Origin of the sequence: Fibrobacter sp. UWR3 (assembly GCF_900143055.1) — a bacterium.
Taxonomy (GTDB): Bacteria; Fibrobacterota; Fibrobacteria; order Fibrobacterales; family Fibrobacteraceae; genus Fibrobacter.
Map to the genome: position 1 here is coordinate 151,913 of NZ_FRCW01000001.1, position 19,333 is coordinate 171,245.

At 53.3% G+C, this 19,333-nt stretch carries 20 protein-coding genes; 11 read left to right on the forward strand and 9 right to left on the reverse strand.

All coding sequences use genetic code 11. The features are described from left to right. Window positions 1-23 precede the first annotated feature (23 nt). The 3 genes from BUA44_RS00755 to aroC all read right to left on the reverse strand — a co-directional run bounded on the left by BUA44_RS00755 (window position 24) and on the right by aroC (window position 3,609). Window positions 24-1,496: a hypothetical protein gene (locus tag BUA44_RS00755; RefSeq protein ID WP_072807662.1), complete on the reverse strand. Its 1,473-nt coding sequence runs from the start codon at window positions 1,494-1,496 to the stop codon at window positions 24-26. Window positions 1,497-1,593: 97 nt separating this feature from the next. Beyond that, window positions 1,594-2,502, reverse strand: a complete 909-nt coding sequence (locus BUA44_RS00760; protein ID WP_072807663.1) for a tetraacyldisaccharide 4'-kinase — start codon at window positions 2,500-2,502, stop codon at window positions 1,594-1,596. 24 nt (window positions 2,503-2,526) lie between these two features. Further along, entirely contained in the window at window positions 2,527-3,609 is a 1,083-nt protein-coding gene (aroC, locus tag BUA44_RS00765; RefSeq protein WP_072807664.1) for a chorismate synthase, read from the reverse strand. 106 nt (window positions 3,610-3,715) lie between these two features. Here aroC and BUA44_RS00770 point away from each other — a divergent pair, with 106 nt between their 5' ends. After that, entirely contained in the window at window positions 3,716-4,297 is a 582-nt protein-coding gene (locus BUA44_RS00770; protein ID WP_072807665.1) for a hypothetical protein, read from the forward strand. A gap of 107 nt (window positions 4,298-4,404) precedes the next feature. On the opposite strand, the gene BUA44_RS00775 is transcribed toward BUA44_RS00770, so the two are convergent. The 3 genes from BUA44_RS00775 to BUA44_RS00785 form a co-directional block, all read right to left on the reverse strand. Further along, window positions 4,405-4,806 (reverse strand): Fur family transcriptional regulator, encoded by a 402-nt coding sequence (locus BUA44_RS00775; RefSeq protein WP_072807666.1) that lies wholly within the window; start codon window positions 4,804-4,806, stop codon window positions 4,405-4,407. A gap of 21 nt (window positions 4,807-4,827) precedes the next feature. Next, window positions 4,828-5,484: a potassium channel family protein gene (locus BUA44_RS00780; RefSeq protein WP_072807667.1), complete on the reverse strand. Its 657-nt coding sequence runs from the start codon at window positions 5,482-5,484 to the stop codon at window positions 4,828-4,830. A 140-nt stretch (window positions 5,485-5,624) separates the two neighbouring features. Then, on the reverse strand, window positions 5,625-7,028 hold the full coding sequence (locus tag BUA44_RS00785) for a TrkH family potassium uptake protein (protein ID WP_083535391.1): 1,404 nt from the start codon (window positions 7,026-7,028) through the stop codon (window positions 5,625-5,627). 38 nt (window positions 7,029-7,066) lie between these two features. Here BUA44_RS00785 and BUA44_RS00790 point away from each other — a divergent pair, with 38 nt between their 5' ends. Then, a complete protein-coding gene (locus tag BUA44_RS00790) occupies window positions 7,067-7,978 on the forward strand; it encodes a hypothetical protein (RefSeq protein WP_072807668.1) in 912 nt (303 codons plus the stop codon). A 13-nt stretch (window positions 7,979-7,991) separates the two neighbouring features. Further along, a complete protein-coding gene (locus tag BUA44_RS00795) occupies window positions 7,992-8,753 on the forward strand; it encodes a DNA alkylation repair protein (RefSeq protein ID WP_072807669.1) in 762 nt (253 codons plus the stop codon). A gap of 69 nt (window positions 8,754-8,822) precedes the next feature. Here BUA44_RS00795 and BUA44_RS00800 read toward each other — a convergent pair whose 3' ends face one another. Then, complete coding sequence (locus BUA44_RS00800; RefSeq protein ID WP_072807670.1) at window positions 8,823-9,707, reverse strand: patatin-like phospholipase family protein; 885 nt, start codon at window positions 9,705-9,707, stop codon at window positions 8,823-8,825. 189 nt (window positions 9,708-9,896) lie between these two features. Between BUA44_RS00800 and BUA44_RS00805 the strand changes: the two genes are divergently transcribed. The 5 genes from BUA44_RS00805 (at window position 9,897) to BUA44_RS15485 (ending at window position 13,831) form a co-directional block, all read left to right on the forward strand. Further along, the gene (locus tag BUA44_RS00805; protein ID WP_083579407.1) at window positions 9,897-11,612 is read left to right on the forward strand and encodes an MATE family efflux transporter; all 1,716 of its coding nucleotides are present in this window, start codon (window positions 9,897-9,899) and stop codon (window positions 11,610-11,612) included. A 25-nt stretch (window positions 11,613-11,637) separates the two neighbouring features. Beyond that, window positions 11,638-11,979, forward strand: coding sequence for a TfoX/Sxy family protein (locus BUA44_RS00810; RefSeq protein ID WP_072807672.1), 342 nt, complete (start codon window positions 11,638-11,640; stop codon window positions 11,977-11,979). A 191-nt stretch (window positions 11,980-12,170) separates the two neighbouring features. Beyond that, a complete protein-coding gene (locus tag BUA44_RS00815; protein WP_143151801.1) occupies window positions 12,171-12,908 on the forward strand; it encodes a hypothetical protein in 738 nt (245 codons plus the stop codon). A gap of 80 nt (window positions 12,909-12,988) precedes the next feature. Beyond that, window positions 12,989-13,663: a hypothetical protein gene (locus BUA44_RS00820; protein ID WP_143151802.1), complete on the forward strand. Its 675-nt coding sequence runs from the start codon at window positions 12,989-12,991 to the stop codon at window positions 13,661-13,663. Between the two features lie 30 nt (window positions 13,664-13,693). Beyond that, a complete protein-coding gene (locus tag BUA44_RS15485; RefSeq protein WP_178348715.1) occupies window positions 13,694-13,831 on the forward strand; it encodes a hypothetical protein in 138 nt (45 codons plus the stop codon). Window positions 13,832-13,882: 51 nt separating this feature from the next. On the opposite strand, the gene BUA44_RS00825 is transcribed toward BUA44_RS15485, so the two are convergent. Further along, entirely contained in the window at window positions 13,883-14,179 is a 297-nt protein-coding gene (locus BUA44_RS00825) for a type II toxin-antitoxin system YafQ family toxin (RefSeq protein WP_072807675.1), read from the reverse strand. After that, entirely contained in the window at window positions 14,173-14,454 is a 282-nt protein-coding gene (locus BUA44_RS00830; protein WP_072807676.1) for a type II toxin-antitoxin system RelB/DinJ family antitoxin, read from the reverse strand. The genes BUA44_RS00825 and BUA44_RS00830 overlap by 7 nt, the downstream gene beginning before the upstream one ends. A gap of 182 nt (window positions 14,455-14,636) precedes the next feature. On the opposite strand from BUA44_RS00830, the gene BUA44_RS00835 reads away from it, so the two are divergent. The 3 genes from BUA44_RS00835 to BUA44_RS00845 all read left to right on the forward strand — a co-directional run bounded on the left by BUA44_RS00835 (window position 14,637) and on the right by BUA44_RS00845 (window position 19,242). Further along, window positions 14,637-15,278, forward strand: coding sequence for a hypothetical protein (locus BUA44_RS00835; protein ID WP_143151803.1), 642 nt, complete (start codon window positions 14,637-14,639; stop codon window positions 15,276-15,278). Between the two features lie 134 nt (window positions 15,279-15,412). Continuing rightward, on the forward strand, window positions 15,413-16,396 hold the full coding sequence (locus BUA44_RS00840) for an AAA family ATPase (RefSeq protein ID WP_072807678.1): 984 nt from the start codon (window positions 15,413-15,415) through the stop codon (window positions 16,394-16,396). A gap of 92 nt (window positions 16,397-16,488) precedes the next feature. Continuing rightward, window positions 16,489-19,242 carry a TIGR02171 family lipoprotein gene (locus BUA44_RS00845; protein ID WP_083579408.1) on the forward strand — a complete coding sequence of 918 codons (2,754 nt, stop codon included), beginning with the start codon at window positions 16,489-16,491 and terminating at the stop codon, window positions 19,240-19,242. Window positions 19,243-19,333: the final 91 nt, after the last annotated feature.

The following is a 19,333-nucleotide window of genomic DNA, read 5'->3' on the forward strand; positions in this document are numbered from 1 at the left end:
CAGCATTCGGGTTTGTAGAAAACCTATGCGCCCTTGCTCACAAGCAGCTCGTGCGCTTCCTTGATTTTCGTGATAATGCCGGAGGCGGATTCGAAGATGTCCTTGATCTGGTTCAGGATCTCGTCGAACAGTTTCTGGTTGCAGAACAGTTCGTTCCTGTGTTTTTTCAGGTCGCGGTAGACGTCGCGCAGGCGGATGAGGTTCTTCGATTCCTTTTCCATCGTCTCGTTGATTTCCTTTCGGATTTCCTCGATTTCTGCCTTCTTCTGGGCGATGATATCGGGGTCGTTTTCCTTGAGGATGTACGTCGGGAGCGTTGCGTAGTCTTCGAACTTGCCGCCCTTGAAGGTCACGTTGTTGTTGGACCTTACGGCATTGGTACGCAGCCCGATTCCCTTTACCGAGGAATCGATGGCGATGCTGCAGTTCGTGGTGCCGTGGAAGTTGCAGCGCACGCGGGTCTCGACCTTGCGCAGTTCGTTATAGGGGTTGAAGTCCTCTTCGGTTTCGATATAGCGGACGGGCACGTACAGCGGGGTGGATTCGCCGGCAATGGTTACCTTGTATGTGACGCATGTTTCGCCCGCGAATTCGCGGGTGTCGTACGTGTTGTTGCTGGTGAACAGGTTCCGCTTGATGCGCTTCATCAGGTCTTCGGTATCGTATTGTTCGCCGAGAATCTCGGGGATATCCTTCAGGAGGATTTCTACCGCGATGTTCTTGAAACCTTCGATAATTACGTTGTTGGTAATCGTGCGGCCCCAGATGTTTGTGCCCAGGAAGAACGTGTCCATGAGGCTCGTTTCGCTACGGTCGTTGAAGAATGCGGATGCCTTCGCTATCTTGCTCAGTACGAGCCACTTCTTGACGGATACGTAGATGTTGTTCTTGTCGCAGAGTTCCGCAAGCTTGCCGATCATGGTGAGGGAGTTCTGCGAGAATACGACCTTCTGGATATCCTGCCCCCACTTGCCGAATTCATCCCGGGTAATGGTGAGGTCGGGATTGATGTTTGTCTCTGTCACGTCGTTCTGTGCGGTCAGCAGCTGGCACAGGCTTTGCGGGGAAATGCTGTCGGGCAACGATACGGTAAGGGCGAGCTTGTCGATGATGTCGCCGCGGGTAAGGGCCACCTCGGGGCGTATGTCGCCGGAAACGATGAGCGGGATGCGGTCGCGGTCCTGCAGCGCAATCTGTACCCAGTTCCTGATGTTCTCGTTGCTCGGGTCGTAGCTCTTGAACACGATGATGTCGTAGGCGTTTAATTTGGAGGGGACTTCTTGCTGGCGGCGGCCTACCTTAAGCGCCTTGGCGTCCTTGAAGGCGGCGATTAGCCTGTCGAGGATAATTCCCTTGCCCGAGCCGGAACGGCCGTAGATGTAGAACGGTTCGCCGATAATCATGGTGAGGAATGCGAGCTGGATGCAGTACTCGCGTTCCGGAATCCCTACGGAAAGCTGTTCCATCAGTTCGGTAATGCGCTGTTTCAAAGCCATTTTCAATCCCTTTTAGTCATTATGTTGATGCGGGGCCGGTGGCCGCGGCAATCTGCCAAATAATATAAAAATAAGATTCCTGTAGAATGTGCCCGGCTTAGGCGCCGAGCCCGCAATAGGCCCTAATGGCTTCCGCCGCGGGGGCGGAAACCTCGATTTCCTGGTAGGCGACAAACACGTTCGGGTGCAGGCGCCACTTTTCGGGGAGCCGCGCGAAGTCCTTTTCTGTCATCACGAGCGATGCCCCCTGGGCCAGGAACTTCATGATAGTTTGTTCAAAACGGCGGTCGTGGTCGGGGCGGGCGATGAAACCCGCGGGTTCAATGCCATAGGAGGCGAGGTCTTGCCGGAAACGCTCCGGGTCGCCTATGCCGCAGATGGCGACGGGGCCCGCGGGGCAGGGCTCGTTGCCCGCGTTGGCGATGCGCCCGATACGGAACCGGATGTCGCCTTGCCCGAGGGTGACTGCGGGCTCTTCGTGGTCGCGGGGGAGGCTGCGGTTCTTGCCGGCGGGCACGAGGTCCGCAATCCGCTGCGGGGTGCCTGCGCGGTCTAGCCGGATGGTGATGGCGCCCGAAAGCCGCGAGTCCTCGAACCCGTCGTCGCAGATGATGAAGTCGTAATCGCTATCGAGCGCGTGTGCGGTGCGGTAGCGGTTAGGGGTCGCGATTACGTGTACCTGCGGCATGCCCGCGAATTTCTGCCGGAGCATTGCGGCTTCGTCTTGCGCGCGGTCGTGGCACAGGATGGCGATTCGGGGCGCGGCGCCTTCTTTACCCGCGGCAGAACTGTTGCCGTCATTGCCTGCGGCATCGTTCTCGGAAATAAACTGCGCGAGCCATGCGACAAACGGGGTCTTGCCCGCGCCGCCCGCAAGGAAGCTCCCGACGACAATCAGGCGCGCATGCCCGAGGGGGCTGCCCTGCCGTAGGCAAAAGCGGTGATGCACTTTGTACGCAATGTAGTAGATGCCTGCAAGGGCGAGGAGTATCAGGCGAAAAAGCATGGGCGCTGCCCTCCTGTCCTCAGATTACAGGCAGTTGCGCTTCTGCTGCAGGTACAGGTCTGCAAGCACGAGCGCGGCCATGCTCTCGACAATTACGGGAGCGCGTACGGCGACGCAAGGGTCGTGCCGGCCCTTGGCGGCGAGTTCGCCGTTTTCGCCATCCCTGCTGGCCGTCTTCTGCGACTGCGAAATCGTCGCCGTCGGCTTGAACGCGAGCCTGCATTCGATATCGGCGCCGTTGCTGATTCCGCCCACGCAGCCGCCCGCATTGTTCGTGCGTGTGCGGAACTTGCCGTCTTCAAAGTAAATCTCGTCGTTGTGCTCGCTGCCGCGCATTCTCGTTCCGGCAAAGCCGCTCCCGATCTCGAATCCCTTGCATGCCGGGATGCTGAGCATCGCCTGCGCAAGCAGTGCGTCGAGCCTGTCGAACACGGGTTCGCCGAGCGTCGCGGGTACGTTCCTCACGAGCAGTTTCACCGTGCCGCCTACACTGTCCCCGTCCTTCTTCGCGGCGAGGATTTCCTGTTCCATCTTCTCGCTGAACGTTTCTACCGGGCAGCGTACCGGGGATGCCTCTATCTTTTCGCGCGTGAGCGTGCCGGTATCGAATTTGCCGCATTCAATCGTGCCTACGGAATCCACCCAGGCGAGGAACTCCGTGCCTGCCACCTGGGCCAAAAACTTCTGGGCCACCGCTCCCGCACATACGCGACCGATGGTCTCGCGTGCGGAACTGCGTCCGCCCCCGCGGTAGTCGCGGAACCCGTACTTGAGGTCGTAGCAGAGGTCTGCGTGCCCCGGCCTGTACCACTTGGCGATTTCGGAATAGTCTCCGCTTCTCTGGTCCTCGTTGAACACCGCGAACGATATCGGGGTGCCGGTCGTCTTGCCCTCGAAGACACCGCTCAGGATGCGGACCTGGTCCTTCTCGTCGCGGGCGGTGGTCAGCTTGCCCTGTCCGGGTCGCCTGCGGTCCAGGAACGCCTGGATGTCGGCTTCGCAAAGGGGGAGGCCTGCGGGGCAGCCGTCCAGGACGGCACCGACTGCCTGTCCGTGGGATTCGCCCCATGTGGTAACGGAAAAAATTTTGCCAAAAGTGCTAGACATGCCCCAAAATATAGATAATGCGCAAAAAAAACATTTTTGGTCACATTTGGACTCGCTACGGGCTCAAAGTTTATTATCTTTTACATAGGTTTTAGGAGATATCCTAGTGTCTAAGTTTGGAAACATATTGCTGTTGCTGGTCCTCGCACTTTCCATGGAAGTGTTCGCCCAGCGCAATAACGAATTGGAGTTCGCAGGGATTCCGTTCGGTGCTTCCCGTGAAACTGTCATCGAAGAAGTCATGAAGATGGGCTACGAGCCCTACGGCCAGATGGGTGCCGGTGAACGCGTCGTGCTTCCGATGTTCAGGTTCGGGGAACTGCCGGTCCAGGTGTCCTTCATTTTTAACGGCAACGACAAGTTCTATGCCTTCGAGATCCGTACCGGCAAGGTGGAAGAATCCCGCAAGTTCAAGGCTATCGAGGCCGCCGAATACATGTCGGACCAGTTTACGCTCAAGTACGGCAAGCCCGCCCAGGCGCCTACGGTCAACGAGACGAACCTGGTCGATGGCCGCAACAACTACCAGGAGTGGTACGGCGTCAAGTTGCTGAACGCCTTCACCGCAGTCATCAAGAAGGGCGGCAAGTACTTCGTGCTCGGCTATGTGGAACACCGCACGCTCATGAAGGAAACTGCCGGCGGCAAGCCGAAGAAGGAAAAGGCTTCCGCGGCCCCGGTATTCTAGCTCGGACCTCCACCCTAAGTCTAAGATACAAAACAAGTTAGGCTTCCTTCCCGGAAGCCTGTTTTTGTTTTATATAAAGTAATGTAAGCGCCGCTCGGGCCTTGGATTTACTTGTTGCAGGCGGCGCACTTCCCGTACAGGTACAGCGAGACGGCGCTCAGGGAGGATCCCTTGGGGAGCATCTTCTCGCAGTTCTCGGGAATGGTGAAGATGTCGCTCACCGCACCGCACTTTTCGCACTTGAAGTGCGTTTGCGGCTTGATTTCGCCGTCGTATCTCAGGTAGCCTTCCCCGAAATCGAGCGAGAGGATGAGCCCGTGCTTCGCGAAGAGTTCGAGCGTGTTGTACACGGTGGTGCGCGAGAGTCCGGGGTTTTCGGGCAGCAGCGCCTTGTAGATGGTGTCGACCGAGGGGTGGCTGTGTACGCTCTTGATGTAGTCGAGGATTTGCACCCGCTGTGCCGACGGGCGAATCCTGTGTTCCTGTAAGGTGACTGCCGAAGAACTCACTGCCTGCTCCCCTGCGGTGGCCTAGCTCTTGAACTTGTCCACCGCCTCGTTCGGGCCGATGAGGAAGAGAACGTCGTCCTCTTGCAGCACGATGTCGGCGAGGTTACCGATCTTGGGGGTCGGTTCCTGCGGGTCGCGGATGGCGATGACCTGCACGCCGTACTTGTGGGTGATGTTCAGGTCCTTGAGCGTCTTTCCGATGAAGTCCTTGGGGCATACCACCTCGACGATGCTGAAGCCTTCCATGAACGGGAGGAAGTCGAGCATGTTCGGGCGGTTCAGGCGCTCGGCAAGCGCGATGGCGCTGTCGCGTTCCGGGTGGAAGATGTCGGAGACGCCGAGTTTCTCGAGAATGCTCGAGTGTGCGGCGCTACTCGACTTCGCGATGATGTGCTTCACGCCGAGTTCTTTCAGGTTCAGTACGGTAAGCAGGCTCGCCTCGAGGTTCTCGCCGATACAGACGATAACGCAGTCCGCCTTCTGGAGCGGGATGCTCGCGAGTTGCTTTTTGCGGGTAGAGTCGGCGACCATCGCCTGAGATACGATGCTCGAGATGTCCTGCACCTTCTCGGGGTGGTTGTCGACCACGAGCACGTCGTGCCCGAGGCTCGTCAGGTGACGCGCCAAAAAGATAGCCGAGTTTCCGAGGCCGATGATGATGTACTGTTTAGATGCCATGGGCTGAAAGATAGATTTTTAGACGAGAGACGGGAGAAAAAGTGTGAAGTGTGGGGTGTGAAATGAGAAATTATAAAGCAATCATTCCACATTCTACATTACACACTACACATTACACATTTCACATGCGGCTACGCCGCTTAGCCTACCATGATGTCTTCTTCGGCGTACCAGGTGGTGTTCTGCACCCTGCCCGCGACCGCGGAAATCAGGAAAAGCGGACCCATACGGCCGATAAACATCACGCAGCAGATTACAATTTGGCCCACGGTGGAAAGTTCGCCGGTAAGCCCCATCGAGAGCCCGCAGGTGCTGTAGGCGCTGATGACCTCGAAGAGAATCTTGAGGAAGGGGGAGCCGTTCTCGTTGAACCCGGTACCCGCCGGGATTTCGGTAATGAGGAGGACCATCGTCGCGAGCGCGATGACCACGATTGCCACCACGAAGATTCGCACGGCCTTGTCGACCGTGGTTTCGGGAATGGTGCGATTCATGACCTGGGTCTTTTCGCGCCCGAGCAGGCGGTTGAACCCGAGCAGCCCGATGACCGCCGCCGTGGTGACCTTGATGCCGCCACCGCAGCTTCCGGGGTTTGCCCCGATGAACATGATGATGGCGAAGAAGAACAGCGAGGAGGCGCACAGTGCCGGGGTGTCTACGGTGTTGAGGCCCGCAGTACGGCTCGTGAAGGCCATGAAGAACGTCGTCTGGAGCTTATCGAAAAAGCTTAGGCCGTTGAGCGTGTTGCCCCATTCGGTTATCATGAAGGCGACGATGCTTACCCCAATGATGACGAACGTGCAGAACGTGGCGACGCGGGTATGGAGCGATATCTTGCGGAACTTGCGTTCCTTGAAGTCGAAGGCGTACTGCAGTTCGGTGATGGCGAGGAACCCGAAGGCGCCGGCCAGCGCGAGTATGCAGGTGGTGATGTTCATGACCGGGTTCAGCTGGAACCGCACGAGTGAGTCGGGGAACAGCGTGAAACCGACGTTACAGAACGAACTTACCGCTTGGAACAGCGAGCAGAAGATGCGGTCGGAGAGTTCCATGTCGCCAAACTGCGTAAAGTAGAGTACGCCGCCGATGGCTTCCAGTATGAACGTGAAGGGGAGGACGGCCATGAGGATGCGCTTGGCATCGACGTTGCCCTCCTGCGTGAAGTCGGCGAGCAGCACTGACTGGTGGTTAAAGCCCGGATGCATGCCTGCAAGCAATATGAGCACGGTAGATACGGTCATGATACCGAGGCCGCCCAGCTGCATGAGGACGATGAGCACCCAGTTGCCGAATGTCGAGAAGGTGCTGCTGATGTCGATGACGGAAAGGCCGGTCACGCACACTGCGGATGTGGCCGTGAAGAGCGCCTGGAGGAAGTCAATGGGTTCGCGTGTCGAGACCGGCAGGCGCAGGAGCACCGCGCCCACGGTTATGAGCATCAGGTAGCCGAGAACCACCAGGGTAATCGGGTTGGCCTGCCTCTTCGGCTTGAAGACGTTCTCGGACGTCGTATCGGCGAATGCTTGATACTTGGAACGAAGCATGGTGCGAAATTTAGCAATTTTCTAGATTTGGGCGCGTTATGAAGAACCTGCGTGCCATTCTGATGCCTGTAGCGATTCTCCTCGGGATTCTGATTCCGCAGGCGCATGTGCTTTCGCCCATGATGCCGTTTTTGATCGGCACCATGATGTTCCTGACCTTCGTGACGAAAATTCCCCCGCAGACGCACGGCTATACCTTCAAGATTGAAATCCGGGCGCTCGTGGTTAGCCTCCTGCTTGTCGCCGCCCTTGCCGGAATCGTGAAACTGTTCGACCTCCCGCGCGAGGTGCTGCTCGGTGGGGCCATCATCGCGCTCTGCCCGCCTGCAAATGCCGCCCCCGCGATGGCCAAGATGCTCGGCGGTTCGGCGTCGCTCGCCCTCAAGATATTCCTGAGCGGAAACCTCATCGCGTGCTTCTCCATCCCGATTGTTTTCGGGTACCTTACCGGCGCCGATGCGAGCCTGAGCGAAATCTCGATGAAGATTTTCAACACCATCCAGCCCATCATCAGTATCCCGCTGGCGTTCGCGCTCGGGCTCCGCGCTTTTTACCCGGAACTTGCCGACCGTGCGGCGAAATTCCAGAAATACACGATGTTCGTGTGGACTTTCTCGGTATTCGTAATCCTCGCGAAGGCAAGTTACGACATACGCGAGATGGGATTCTGGGACCTGTGGAATAGCGGCAAGCTCCCGATGATGGCAGGGATTTCGCTCTTGCTCTGCATACTGCTTTATGCCCTCGGGTGGTATGTCGAAAGGAACCGCCGCCCGATTGAAAGCGCGCAGAGCATGGGGCAGAAGAACACGACTCTCGTCATCTGGATTTCTACTTTGTACGCGGGCCCCGTGGTGGCGCTCGCCCCCACGTGCTACGTGGTGTGGCAGAACCTGGTGCTCAGTTATTTGAGCGCGAGAATCAAGACGAAGGATTCGAATCCGGAATAATTATATTTATTCCATGACCTACGCCGAACTTGTAAAGCGCCTCTTGGCCGAACAGGACCTGAAGTACCGCGACTTTCACGCGTCGCTCCTGCCGAATATCGACAAGAAGACGATTATCGGCGTGCGCGTGCCCACGATGAGGAAGATCGCGAAGGAGTTCGCGGCGGCTGGTTCCGCGGCTGCAAAAACCGTGCCGGCCGATGTCGCGCGCTTCCTGGACAAGCTCCCGCACAAGTATTTCGAAGAAAACCAGGTACACCTCCTTGTGGTCGAGCGCATCAAGGATACGGACGAGTGCCTGCGCCGTATCGAGCAGTTTTTGCCGTACATAGACAACTGGGCGGTTTGCGACGGCAAGTCTCCGAAGGCGCTGCTCAGGGACGAGGCTCGTTTTTTGGCCCGCATCAAGGCGTGGCTCAAGTCGCGCGAGCCTTACACGGTGCGCTTCGGCGTGAACATGCTGATGAACTTTTTCTTGGACGAACGTTTCGACAAGAAGCACCTGGAAATGGTCGCCGCGATTGACGAGAACCTGTTCGACGATTCCGATACCGGCGCCGCGGGCGGTAAGGTTCGTGCCACCGACCGCTACTATGTGCAGATGGTAATCGCCTGGTACTTCGCGACCGCGCTCGCCAAGCAGTGGAACGCGACCTTCCCCTATATTAAGAACCGCAGGCTTTCGCCCTGGATTCACGCGAAGACTATCCAGAAGGCCTGCGAGAGCTACCGCATTACCGACGAGCAGAAAAAGATACTGCGCGCCCTGAAGTAGTTTCGGGCAAAAGAAATTTGGGACAGCCGAGGGGCTGCCCCAAATTGTGTGTTGAGGTGTAAGTTCTTGTTATTTTTCCGGCGTTTCGGTAATGAACTTGACGACATCCTTGCCGACTTCGTCGTAGTACTTGTCCCAGATATCCGAAACTTCGTCGATAATCTTCATGTTGTCCATCTCGTACGGCTTCGTTACCTTGGGCGCGAGACGCATCACGTTGTCCTTGCCGAGGTTCGCCTTCGCCATGAACTTGCCGGAGTTGCCCGTGCGTGCCACCCATTCGTCGAGAATATACTTGCCCCAGCCGATGATGCTCTTGTCCGTGAGTTCTGCAGGCGGGTGGTCCATTCCCGTGTTGAACGAGATGATGCGCAGGTTGTCCTTGTAGGCCTTGTACCTGACCAGTGCGGATTCGAGAACCATGACGGGGTCGTTCGCCCACATGCCGCCATCGCAGTAGGTTTCGGTATTGCCCTTCCATTCGCGGCTCACGGTGTTGAAGTACGTGGGCGCAGAACAGCTCGAGAGCACGGCGAACCACTGCGGCGTATCGCCGTCGTCCTTGCCCCATACCTTTTCCACGCTCTTGCCGTTCAGGAATGTTGCGGGAATGTAGACGGGCTTCTTGAATTCGTACATGTGCTTCTTGAAGTTTTCCTGAAGCATCTTCTTCAGGTACGAATTGTCGTAGCGGTAGTAGCTCTTCGACAATATGCGGGTCGAGCTGACCTTCTTGAAAATCTTGGGAAGGTTATCCTTGTACAGGTTGTAGAGCGTTTCTGCGGTCATCCCGTTTGCAAGGCCGGTGGCTACGATGGAACCGGTAGATGTGCCCGCAAAGGCATCGCCGACGCTTGCGAGTTTCTTGCCGAGATCCGCTTCGAGGCGGCGCATAAACTGGAGAGGCCCGATTCCGAGCGCCCCGCCGCCGGTGATAGAGATGCCGAGTTTCATTCTATTACTCCTGTTGTAGATAACGTTGTTCTTTGAATGGCGTATAAAATAATTATTTTTATCTGGCCGGAACATTGTTTCTTGGTAAAAGATTTTCTACATTTTGGTCACTTTTTGGGGTAGAAGGCGAGGTCGTTCCGGTTTTAGGCTTGGGTCGGGTGGTCCGGAATATCTATATTTTCTGCTGAAATGCGTATCAGGGAATCATTTAGCGGTCGCCGGTTCAGGTCGATGCTCTTTACGGCATCGGTATCCGTCTGTGCTGAATTCGTGAACGTGTTCATCGACAAGGTGGTCGCGGCGCAGTTTCTGGGCGATACCGCACTTGCTGCAATCTCGTTCTTCACTCCGCTATTCTCGTTCATATTCTTCATGAGCGCCGTCGTGATGGTGGGGAGCCTCGTGTGCTATTCCATCGAGCTGGGGCGCATGAACAAGGAGAAGGCTGACCGCTTTTTTGGCCAGAGCCTTATTCTCTCGTTTATTGTCGGCGTGTTCATGGTCGTGCTGTTTTCTGCAGGCAAGGGAATCATGTTCGGCGTCATGGAGGTTGAACCCGAACTGCTCAACTACGTGAACGAGTTCTACGGCTGGTTCCTGGGGCTCGCCTTCATTATCCCGCTAAACAATACGTTGCAGGAGATGGTCTACGTGGACGGCGACACGGGAACCTGCAAGGCCTCGTATGCCGCGCTCCTGCTCGGCAACCTCGTACTTTCGTGCATATTCTGTCGGTTCATGGGAATGTCCGGGATTGCCCTCGGTACGCTCCTGTCGGTGATGCTCAGCATCATAGTACTTTGTACGCACTTTGCCCGCAAGAACAATTCGCTCCGGTTCGTGTGGCACTTTAACATACGCGATTCCATGTCGGTAATCCGGTTCAGCATCGCGGAGGCGTGCGAGTTCTTTTTCTTTGCGCTGTTCGCTGGCCTCATGAACCTTTACTTTGTTGCAAATTTCGGCAGTGACCGCATTACGGTGCTTTCGGTTGTTTACGAAATCGTGGAACTGAGCGTCGTGTTTAACGGCATATGGATGGCGGCAGAACCGCTCATAAACATCTATCGTGGCGAAGATAATGACCGTGGAGTGCTCCAGGTGATGCGCTTCGTGAACTGGACGGTGCTCAAGGAGAGCCTGCTTGCGACCGCGATTCTCCTGTTTTGTGCCCCGCTGCTCACGCACGTGTTCCATATCCGTTCCGAGGAACTTGCCGGCGAAATGGCCTTTGCGATACGCGCGTGTGCCGTAGGCCTATGCCCGCTTGCTCTGGTGAAAATCTACGCGGCGTTCCACGTACACGAAAAGCCTGTGCTCTCCTTCATATTCATTCTCTTCGTGATGTTCCTGAGCCCTGTCGTATGCGTGATGGGTGCGGGTGCGCTGTGGGGCGGCGAATACGTGTGGCTGGGCTTTGGTGCGGCTCCCTTCTTGGCGATGGGGCTATGCGCGGGCGTACAGGTGCTGATTTATGGCAGGGCGCGATTCCCGCTGTTGCTCGAACACCTCACGGTTGCGGATTACTGGCACATGCACGACATGCTCCTGACACCGGAAAACCTGATTGCCTACCGCGACAGCGTGGGGGAACTGCTCAAGCGCAAGTCGGTGAACGAGATGAGTGTCGTGAAGGCGATGCTGTTGCTCGAGGAGATGGGCATGAGCGTTTATGAACGTAATGCCGGCCGCCGCGTGTTTGTCGAATTTGCCGTGCTTTTGCGCGAAAAGGACTTTGTGCTTGTTATCAAGGACGACGGCAAGATTATGGACCTTACCGATTTGGAACAGTCGGTGACGGGTCTGCGCGCCTACCTGGTGAACATGTTCATGACGGTCCAGCGCGAAAAGCAGTACCTGCTTACGTCGAACTACAACCGGCACGTTTTCCGGTTCGACCGCTAGTCAAACTAATTGTTGTATTGTAACCATGCCGAGTTCAGAGAAGTTACGTGACCATGTTTTGGAGCAGTTCAATGGAAAGCTGCTTGAAGGTGGCTTCCGCGTGACGACCCGCAAGATGATGGGCGAGTACATCCTCTATGCCGACGGAAAAATCTTCGGCGGGATTTACGATGACCGCTTGCTGGTGAAGCCCATGCCGGCGGCTGTGGCGATGCTCCCCGGCGCAAAGAAGCAACTGCCCTACGAAGGTGCAAAGCCCATGCTCCGTGTGACCAACGAACAGATTGCCGATAGCAAGTTTTTGGCGAAGCTTCTGGACGCGATGCTGCCCGAACTGCCCGCCGCAAAGCCATCAAAGAAGAAGTGATGTTATTCTGGAGGCTCGAAGAGTCGATAGAATGTCATTCCCGTCGCTTTACTTGTCATCCCCGCGACCTGTGGTGAGCGTCGCCGAACCAAGGCGGGGATCTATAATCCCGACGAACGCACGGAATTTGCTGATAACCTACGCTCATTTTCAAGCGCGTTAATATATCTTCATGAATATGGGGGTTAGTTATGTTCTCGCCTAAACACAATTTGTGGATGATTCTGGTATGCGTGTGCATGCTTGTTTTTCCGGCGTGGGCGGGTTCTTCAAAATCATATAGCGAAGATGAAAAGCCGACCGTTCTGGAGGTGATTTTGGGCCTTGCTGATTGGGCGACTTCTTGCGACAAGGACGATACGGAATGCCAGCGGAGAAAGGCGGCAGACGAGAAAGGTGCAGGCGAGGCGAGAGAACGGGAGAGGGAGCGCACACTCAAGGAGAACAGGAAAAAGTGGAACGAGAAAAACCGGAACTACAAGGACCATTATTTGGGATTGTCCTTGGCGGCCCCGTTTGTCGCCGAAGATAGGGAGGTGATGTTCGGACTGGATCTTGTTGTCGGTTTGGTTTTTCGGTTTGGTGAGTTTTACGCAATGGCGGGCGGGGGAGCGAATGCGTCGATGTACTTTCTCAATGGGGAATTATTCTACAGGCCGCCAATCGACGTGAACGGCATCTGGAAAATTGCGCCTGAAATCGGCATGGGCGTGACATCTTATAGGCCGTTCGATAGCGAGGATCGTGTTGAGCCCTTGTACCATTATTCAGTGGGCGTGCGCTACGAGCATACATTGCAGAGCCACAAGAATATCATCGAAGACGAGGACGTGCTGATTAACGGGGTGAGCGCCGGTTGCGCCGTGTGGATGAACTACGCCGATTTTGCCGGCGTCAAGTGCGACGTCCGATTCGGACTGTATTTGTAAGTCCGTTTTGTTTGATGAAGCTTGCAAATTGTTGGATGGAATGAATTCGGTTTTTGCCTAGATATTCTATTTTATAGATAATGGCTCGCGGAATTTTATGGATTGTGTTGACGGTGTGCGCCCTGCTGTTTGTGGGGTGCTCGAACCATCCGCCTTCTGCGGCGCAGTTTATGAATGTGAGGAATGGAATTAATTTCGTTGCTGGCGGAGCGGTAAGAACAGGGGATTTAGATAACAGGAAAATTCCTGGGCGGGACGATGAATCGGTATCTTATGAAGAAGGGTATTGGAATACGGATTTAGCGCTGTCTTTTGCCTTTCCATATGCGGTAGTGGCGCTGGATTTAGAAGATTATACTTACAGAACCATTATGGGTGGCCGATCCCGGTATTTTGGGGTTCAGGGGTGGTACGGAATTGCAATCGATGAGCGCCGCGATGGGGCATCGTCGAGAATGTATCATGTGGGTGGAGTGATGCTTGTGGAACAGTATCCTGTATCTAAAAATTTCAAAGTGGGAATAAGTGAGCATGTATCCCGCAATTCGTATATGGTTGTCGATGATCCGGGGTGTTGCTCTATCAATACTTTGTATCCTGAGGTATATCCAGAATTTGGTGCCGGTGCTTATGTTGTGTATAAAGGTTTTTCGGCGGAATTTCGCTATGGAAGAGAAATCGGGGCGTCGAACAACCGCTTTTATTTTCAGTTGAACTATGCCATTTTCTTAGAGGAATGGAATTACAGCAAGTAGCCACGGGGGTGTTAGGGGGTGCCCCTTTTTATGCTTTTACGAAAAGCAGTTCTTGACGCACGCTTCGGGGATTGCAGCGAAGGCGAGCAGGGTTATGCCGTACTTGGGCTGGAGTTTCTTGATGCGATGCTCCCGGAAGTGCCTGCTGCGAAAGCGAAGAAGAAATAAGTTCCGACGGATGTGCTTATCAACGGGGTGAGCGCCGGCCGCGGTGTGATTTTATTTGTCAAACAGGTCCGAGTGCGTTCCTGTGCGGACAAGTTCCAATATCAATACATCGTCTTGTTTACGGTAAACCAAGAGCCAATCCGGCTTGATGTGAAGTTCTCTATGCCCGGACCAATTTCCTCCAAGAGCATGATCCCGATACTTGTCTTCAAGAGGGGCGTCATTTGCGAGCTTTGAAATAACGGCGTATAATTCCTCCATATCGTAATTTCGTTTCTTTGCTCGCTTGACATCTTTCTTGTATTGTGATGTCCATAGGATTTTGTATCTAGGTCCTTTCTCTACCAAGATTTCATCTCCCGAATGGCTTCGTTGACCGTATACGTCTTCATCTTCGAGGGGTTCTTCTGGTATTTCGCATAAATTTCATCGGACTCTTCCATCGCCTTGATGGTATCCCGATTCGGACGGTTGATGGAAATTTCAAAAGGGATTCTTCCTTCGCGTAGAACCTGCTTGGTAAATACGTTGTATAGCCCCGAGATGGTCATTCCCACCTTTTCGCAAAAATCGGCGATGCCCTTTTTGTCGTCGTCGTCCAGTGTAATCGTCAGATTTGCCATTGTGCCCTCTTTTAAGTGGGTGGATTCTATGTGAAATATACATAAAAATCACAAAAAAGTCAATGTTTTATGTGTGTATTTAACTGTTTTGACATTGTTTGGCTCTATTTTATTTGATAAAGCCTGCAAATTGTTGGATGGAATGAATTCGGTTTTTGCCTAGATATTCTATTTTATAGATAATGGCTCGCGGAATTTTATGGATTGTGTTGATGGTGTGTGCCCTGCTGCTTGCGGGGTGCTCAAGTCATCCGCCTTCTGCGGCACAGTTTATGAATGTGAAAGAAGACGAAGGTGATATTGTTGTTGGAGGGACCGCTAAAATCGGTGACCTCCATCGAGGCAAGAATCGGTTGCAGAGTGACTATTCTGATGTAGAACTCTTTGGTGATTTAGATGTTTCTCTTTTGTTTAGATACAGCCATTTGGTTCTGGGACTTTATTCGGAAAATCTTTATTCGATAAGCGGCCTTGCTGGTTCCCGATGGGAATACGTAGGCGTTCAAGGCTGGTTCGGTATGTCTGTTTTAGTGGTTGACAAGCAAGTCCCTATTTACGGCGGATTGATGTTAATCGAAGAATATCCTGTAAGTAAAAATCTTAGAGTGGGGCTAAGTGAACACATTTCGCGTAATGCCCACGGTGTAGATAAGAATGAAGCTGGTTTAGGTTCTCCGGCTACGGGTTTTTATCATGAGTTTGGTACCGGAATTTATTTGGCGTATAAGGCTTTCTCGGTAGAGTTGCGATATGGACGGGAATTTGATGAACCGAGAAATCGCTTTTATTTTATGGTAAATTATGGCTTTGATTCTGATGGCTAGGCTTTTAAAAAAGGGCAAAATGTCTAAGTTCTAAGCTCTAAGTTATGCCAACTTAATCCCCTATTTGCTTTTCTCCGTGGAATTTTGTATCTTAAAATCCGAAAAATTTGTAATTTGCTCACAGAGGTAAAACAATGGATATTCAGGAACTTTCGGAAAAGGTGCGCCAGCAGAGTGCTTTTTGCATGAATTTGCTGCGTGAAGTGGAAGGGACGGTGATTGGCCAGAAGGCTCTGGTCGAAAGCATTTTGACGGGTATTCTGGCCGATGGTCACGTGCTGCTAGAGGGCTTGCCGGGCCTTGCCAAGACGACTGCGGTGAAGGCTTTTGCCGATGCCGTGTCGCTGGATTTCAAGCGCATCCAGTTCACGCCCGACCTGTTGCCGGCCGACTTGCTGGGTACCACGATTTACAACGCGAAGGAAGCGAAGTTCGAGACCCGCAAGGGCCCGCTGTTTACGAACCTGGTGCTGGCCGATGAAATCAACCGTGCTCCTTCGAAGGTGCAGAGCGCGCTTCTCGAAGCGATGCAGGAACGCCACATCACCATCGGAGACGAGACGTTCAAGCTGGACGAACCGTTCCTGGTGCTTGCCACGCAGAACCCCATCGAGCAGGAAGGTACGTATCCGCTGCCGGAAGCCCAGGTGGACCGTTTCCTGTTGAAGGTGAAGGTCAGCTACCCGAACAAGGCCGACGAAATGAAGATTCTCGACGCCGTTGCCGGTGCGGGGCTGCGCCAGCCGCAGGCTGTCGCCACGAAGGAAGATATCCTCGCCGCCCGTCAGCTGGTGAAGCAGGTGTACGTGGACGAACGCGTGCGCGAATACATCGTGAACCTGGTGCTTGCCACCCGCGATCCGGGCAGCATCAAGCGCAGTGACCTGGTGGGCTTTGTGGAAGTGGGCGCCTCTCCGCGTGCCTCTATCGGCCTTGCCCAGGCATCGAAGGCCCATGCGTTTATCCAGGGCCGCGCCTACGTGACGCCCGAAGACGTGAAGGCCGTCGCCATGGAAGTGCTCCGCCACCGCATTATCCTGAGCTACGAGGCCGAAGCGGAAGAAGTTTCTGCCGAGACCGTGGTGCAGAAGATTCTCGACAGCGTCGAAGTGCCGTAGTCGTAGCCATCTTTGGTGCATTAAACCCGCGCAGAAATCATTTGAAAAAAGAACGTCTCTTATCGGGGCGTTCTTTTTCTATTTTAAAAATCATGAAACCTTGGCTGCCCCTATTTATGCAGTACTGCGCCATTCTCGCTTTGGCGCTTTTGGGGGCGTGCTCGAATTCCCAGATGGAATGTGTGGAGGATTCCAGCGAAAATGTGGGCATCCTGGCAGTTGACTCGGTCAAGGTGCCTGTGATATCGGTCGATTCCCTTAGGCCGGGAATGATGCGTGTCGCGCCTAACGGGGCATATGTCCTGTTGGGCGATGGCCGGATGCGGGTAAAATTGGATTATGATTATTCGCTTGGAATTCACGAAGTGACGTGTGGAGAATTTGATGCTGTCGCTAGGGAAGAAGATTGGTATTTCGTTTTGGATTGTGCGCAAGACGACTTGCCAGTGACTAATGTGACATATTATGATGCCGTGCTTTTTGCAAATGCCTACAGTAAATCGCTTGGTTATGATACAGTTTATACCTATCACCGGCAATTATTTAACTCGAGTTCACATTTCGTGAATCTGGAGGGCCTTGCGGTTCGTACGGATGTGGATGGTTTCCGCTTGCCAACGGAGGCGGAATGGGTGATGGCTGCATCGCTGTCGTGGAATCCTTGGCAGTATAGTTGGAATTCGTCGAATTCGAATTACGAGATTCATGCGCCTTGCGCTTTCCCGGATTCGCTAGGCTTTTGTGACCTGGCAGGAAACGTGCTTGAACTGACAAATGACTGGGCTGGCGATATTGTTGATGCGACTATCGCGAGCAGCATGGGAGCGCTAGCGGGGAACATCTTGCTTGAGAAGGTGGTAAAGGGAGGTTCTGTGTATCAGTCGGCGAACAACATGGACTTAGGTGGCAGGAAGGATGTCTATCCGGTGCAGGCTTCGGCTTTTTCGTCGTATATGGGCTTTCGTCTTGCTTTTGGAAAAATTCCGCATGCCACTTGGCTGGATGCTGGTGGTGATGTCGCTTTGAATCCAGTGACATTGAAAACATTTTCTTCGGATATTCGTCAAAAAATGGGAACCGTCCATTCGAAACTTGCGTTTAGGAACGATAAGTCGGGTAATTTGGCGTATGTGGATTTTTATGGAGGAATGCCTGGTGTTGTTGAGATTCCTGATAGTGTGCCCGTTTATCATCCGGAAATTTCTCCAGATGGCAATAAGGTCGCTTTTTGTACGGGGATGGAAGGTGTCGGTGGCCCGTCTTCGGTATATGTGAGGAGCCTGAATGCGGCCGGTCGGCTTATCAAACTTGACGTGGAGAATGCGGCAATTCCTCGTTGGTATGTAAGTGAATATGGAGATACCTCTATCGTTTATGTTGATAATGCCGGTGACAATAGCAATGACGCTGATTTTTTTGCGAGTGGAACATGGATGGTTCCTTTTTCAAATGAGCAGTTCGGGAAACCGGAGAAAATTTTGGTGGGTGCCTATCACGGGGGTGTGTCACTGGCTGACCGCTATGCTGTTTCAGGTGCGCGCCGCCTTCGTGTGCATAGAAATGGTAAGGATGAAATCTGGTATGGTGGTGCGCAGGCGTGTAATGCGTCGCTTTCGAAGGATGGAAATAATCAAACGCTTTTTCTTGATTTTGGCGGTGATGTGGGAAGGGCGTTTGCTAACGAGAAGTATGGTGTACACGAACGGCTACTAGTTGTTGATAGTACCGGAAAGTTGATACATGCAATTCCAGCACCGAAAGGATATTCGTTTGACCATCCGGAATGGGTCAATCGTGATAATTGGGTGGTGACTGCGCTAGTTAATGCAAAAGGTGAACACGTAAAACTTGTACTAGTGAATGTTCTTGATTCTAGCGTGGTGGATTTGGTTGAGGGCGAGGAGTTATGGCATCCAAATTTATGGGTGATGCCGGAAGTTCCTTTCGGTGATGGCTATTTTGACTTGGACAGTGCCGGCATGTATTGGGACCCTATTTATCAGGGTGGCTTAAGAACTGTAGGGCTGAAAATGCGGATGTTCTGGGATATGCATGATTCCTTGGAGGTGATTGCTGTAGGTAGTTCTCGCACGGAAAGTGGATTTGATCCCGCATATATTTCGAAACAGGCGCTTAATTTTGGATATCCAGGCGGAGATATATGGGCTGGTCTCTATTTGGTGGAAAACTATTTCGTGCCGCATACAAGGAATTTGAAATATTTAATATTCGAAATATCGTATGATTTGATGAATCAGTCATTGAATGCCAGAAATCAAACTGCATTAGGGCAAGCATCGGGATACTTTTATGATAAGAACCATAACTTCTGGAAGGATGGAGTGCCAGAAAACTTTGTGCGGGTTGTTGATGCGAATGTCCCATATACGAGCGAAGATTCGTTGCTCTATGTTAGTACGCGCGGATTGCTTAAGAAGGAATCACATGGTTGGGGGGATGAACCTATAATTGATCGGGACTCGATTATGCGAGAGGGTGAGTACCGACGTTTTATGAAAAGTATTGACAGCTTGACTGCTTTTATTGATAGTACGCAGGACAAAGGGTTTAAAATAGTTGGGTTGATTTTCCCGCAATCTCCGGAATATGCTAATACGGGAAGTTATGGACGGCATGGAGTTAGTAGAAGCCTTGCGATGAAAGTGGCTGCGTATTTTGATTCGTTAGCGAATGTGTATCCTCATTTCGTCTTGATGGACGAGAATAAATTCGGAGCACATGACTACACGGATGCAATGACGAACGATTGCGACCATCTGAGTGTTGCTGGCGCGAAACAATTGTCTGTCCGATTAGATTCGCTGCTAAATGTTATTTCGCGATGACATCTGTCTTGGCGATTCTGTCGCCAATGCGTTTTCTCGTGATGATGAACGCGAGTATCTCGATCCAGTTCAATAGCCAGGGAATGTTGCG

What these genes read in the sequence shown, in the direction of transcription:
- BUA44_RS00755 (WP_072807662.1), bottom strand. Translation starts at nt 1,496, where the DNA reads ATGGCTTTGAAACAGCGCATTACCGAACTGATGGAACAGCTTTCCGTA.
- BUA44_RS00760 (WP_072807663.1), bottom strand. Translation starts at nt 2,502, where the DNA reads ATGCTTTTTCGCCTGATACTCCTCGCCCTTGCAGGCATCTACTACATT.
- aroC (WP_072807664.1), bottom strand. Translation starts at nt 3,609, where the DNA reads ATGTCTAGCACTTTTGGCAAAATTTTTTCCGTTACCACATGGGGCGAA.
- BUA44_RS00780 (WP_072807667.1), bottom strand. Translation starts at nt 5,484, where the DNA reads ATGGCATCTAAACAGTACATCATCATCGGCCTCGGAAACTCGGCTATC.
- BUA44_RS00785 (WP_083535391.1), bottom strand. Translation starts at nt 7,028, where the DNA reads ATGCTTCGTTCCAAGTATCAAGCATTCGCCGATACGACGTCCGAGAAC.
- BUA44_RS00790 (WP_072807668.1), top strand. Translation starts at nt 7,067, where the DNA reads ATGAAGAACCTGCGTGCCATTCTGATGCCTGTAGCGATTCTCCTCGGG.
- BUA44_RS00795 (WP_072807669.1), top strand. Translation starts at nt 7,992, where the DNA reads ATGACCTACGCCGAACTTGTAAAGCGCCTCTTGGCCGAACAGGACCTG.
- BUA44_RS00800 (WP_072807670.1), bottom strand. Translation starts at nt 9,707, where the DNA reads ATGAAACTCGGCATCTCTATCACCGGCGGCGGGGCGCTCGGAATCGGG.
- BUA44_RS00805 (WP_083579407.1), top strand. Translation starts at nt 9,897, where the DNA reads ATGCGTATCAGGGAATCATTTAGCGGTCGCCGGTTCAGGTCGATGCTC.
- BUA44_RS00810 (WP_072807672.1), top strand. Translation starts at nt 11,638, where the DNA reads ATGCCGAGTTCAGAGAAGTTACGTGACCATGTTTTGGAGCAGTTCAAT.
- BUA44_RS00815 (WP_143151801.1), top strand. Translation starts at nt 12,171, where the DNA reads ATGTTCTCGCCTAAACACAATTTGTGGATGATTCTGGTATGCGTGTGC.
- BUA44_RS00820 (WP_143151802.1), top strand. Translation starts at nt 12,989, where the DNA reads ATGGCTCGCGGAATTTTATGGATTGTGTTGACGGTGTGCGCCCTGCTG.
- BUA44_RS15485 (WP_178348715.1), top strand. Translation starts at nt 13,694, where the DNA reads ATGCTTTTACGAAAAGCAGTTCTTGACGCACGCTTCGGGGATTGCAGC.
- BUA44_RS00830 (WP_072807676.1), bottom strand. Translation starts at nt 14,454, where the DNA reads ATGGCAAATCTGACGATTACACTGGACGACGACGACAAAAAGGGCATC.
- BUA44_RS00835 (WP_143151803.1), top strand. Translation starts at nt 14,637, where the DNA reads ATGGCTCGCGGAATTTTATGGATTGTGTTGATGGTGTGTGCCCTGCTG.
- BUA44_RS00840 (WP_072807678.1), top strand. Translation starts at nt 15,413, where the DNA reads ATGGATATTCAGGAACTTTCGGAAAAGGTGCGCCAGCAGAGTGCTTTT.
- BUA44_RS00845 (WP_083579408.1), top strand. Translation starts at nt 16,489, where the DNA reads ATGAAACCTTGGCTGCCCCTATTTATGCAGTACTGCGCCATTCTCGCT.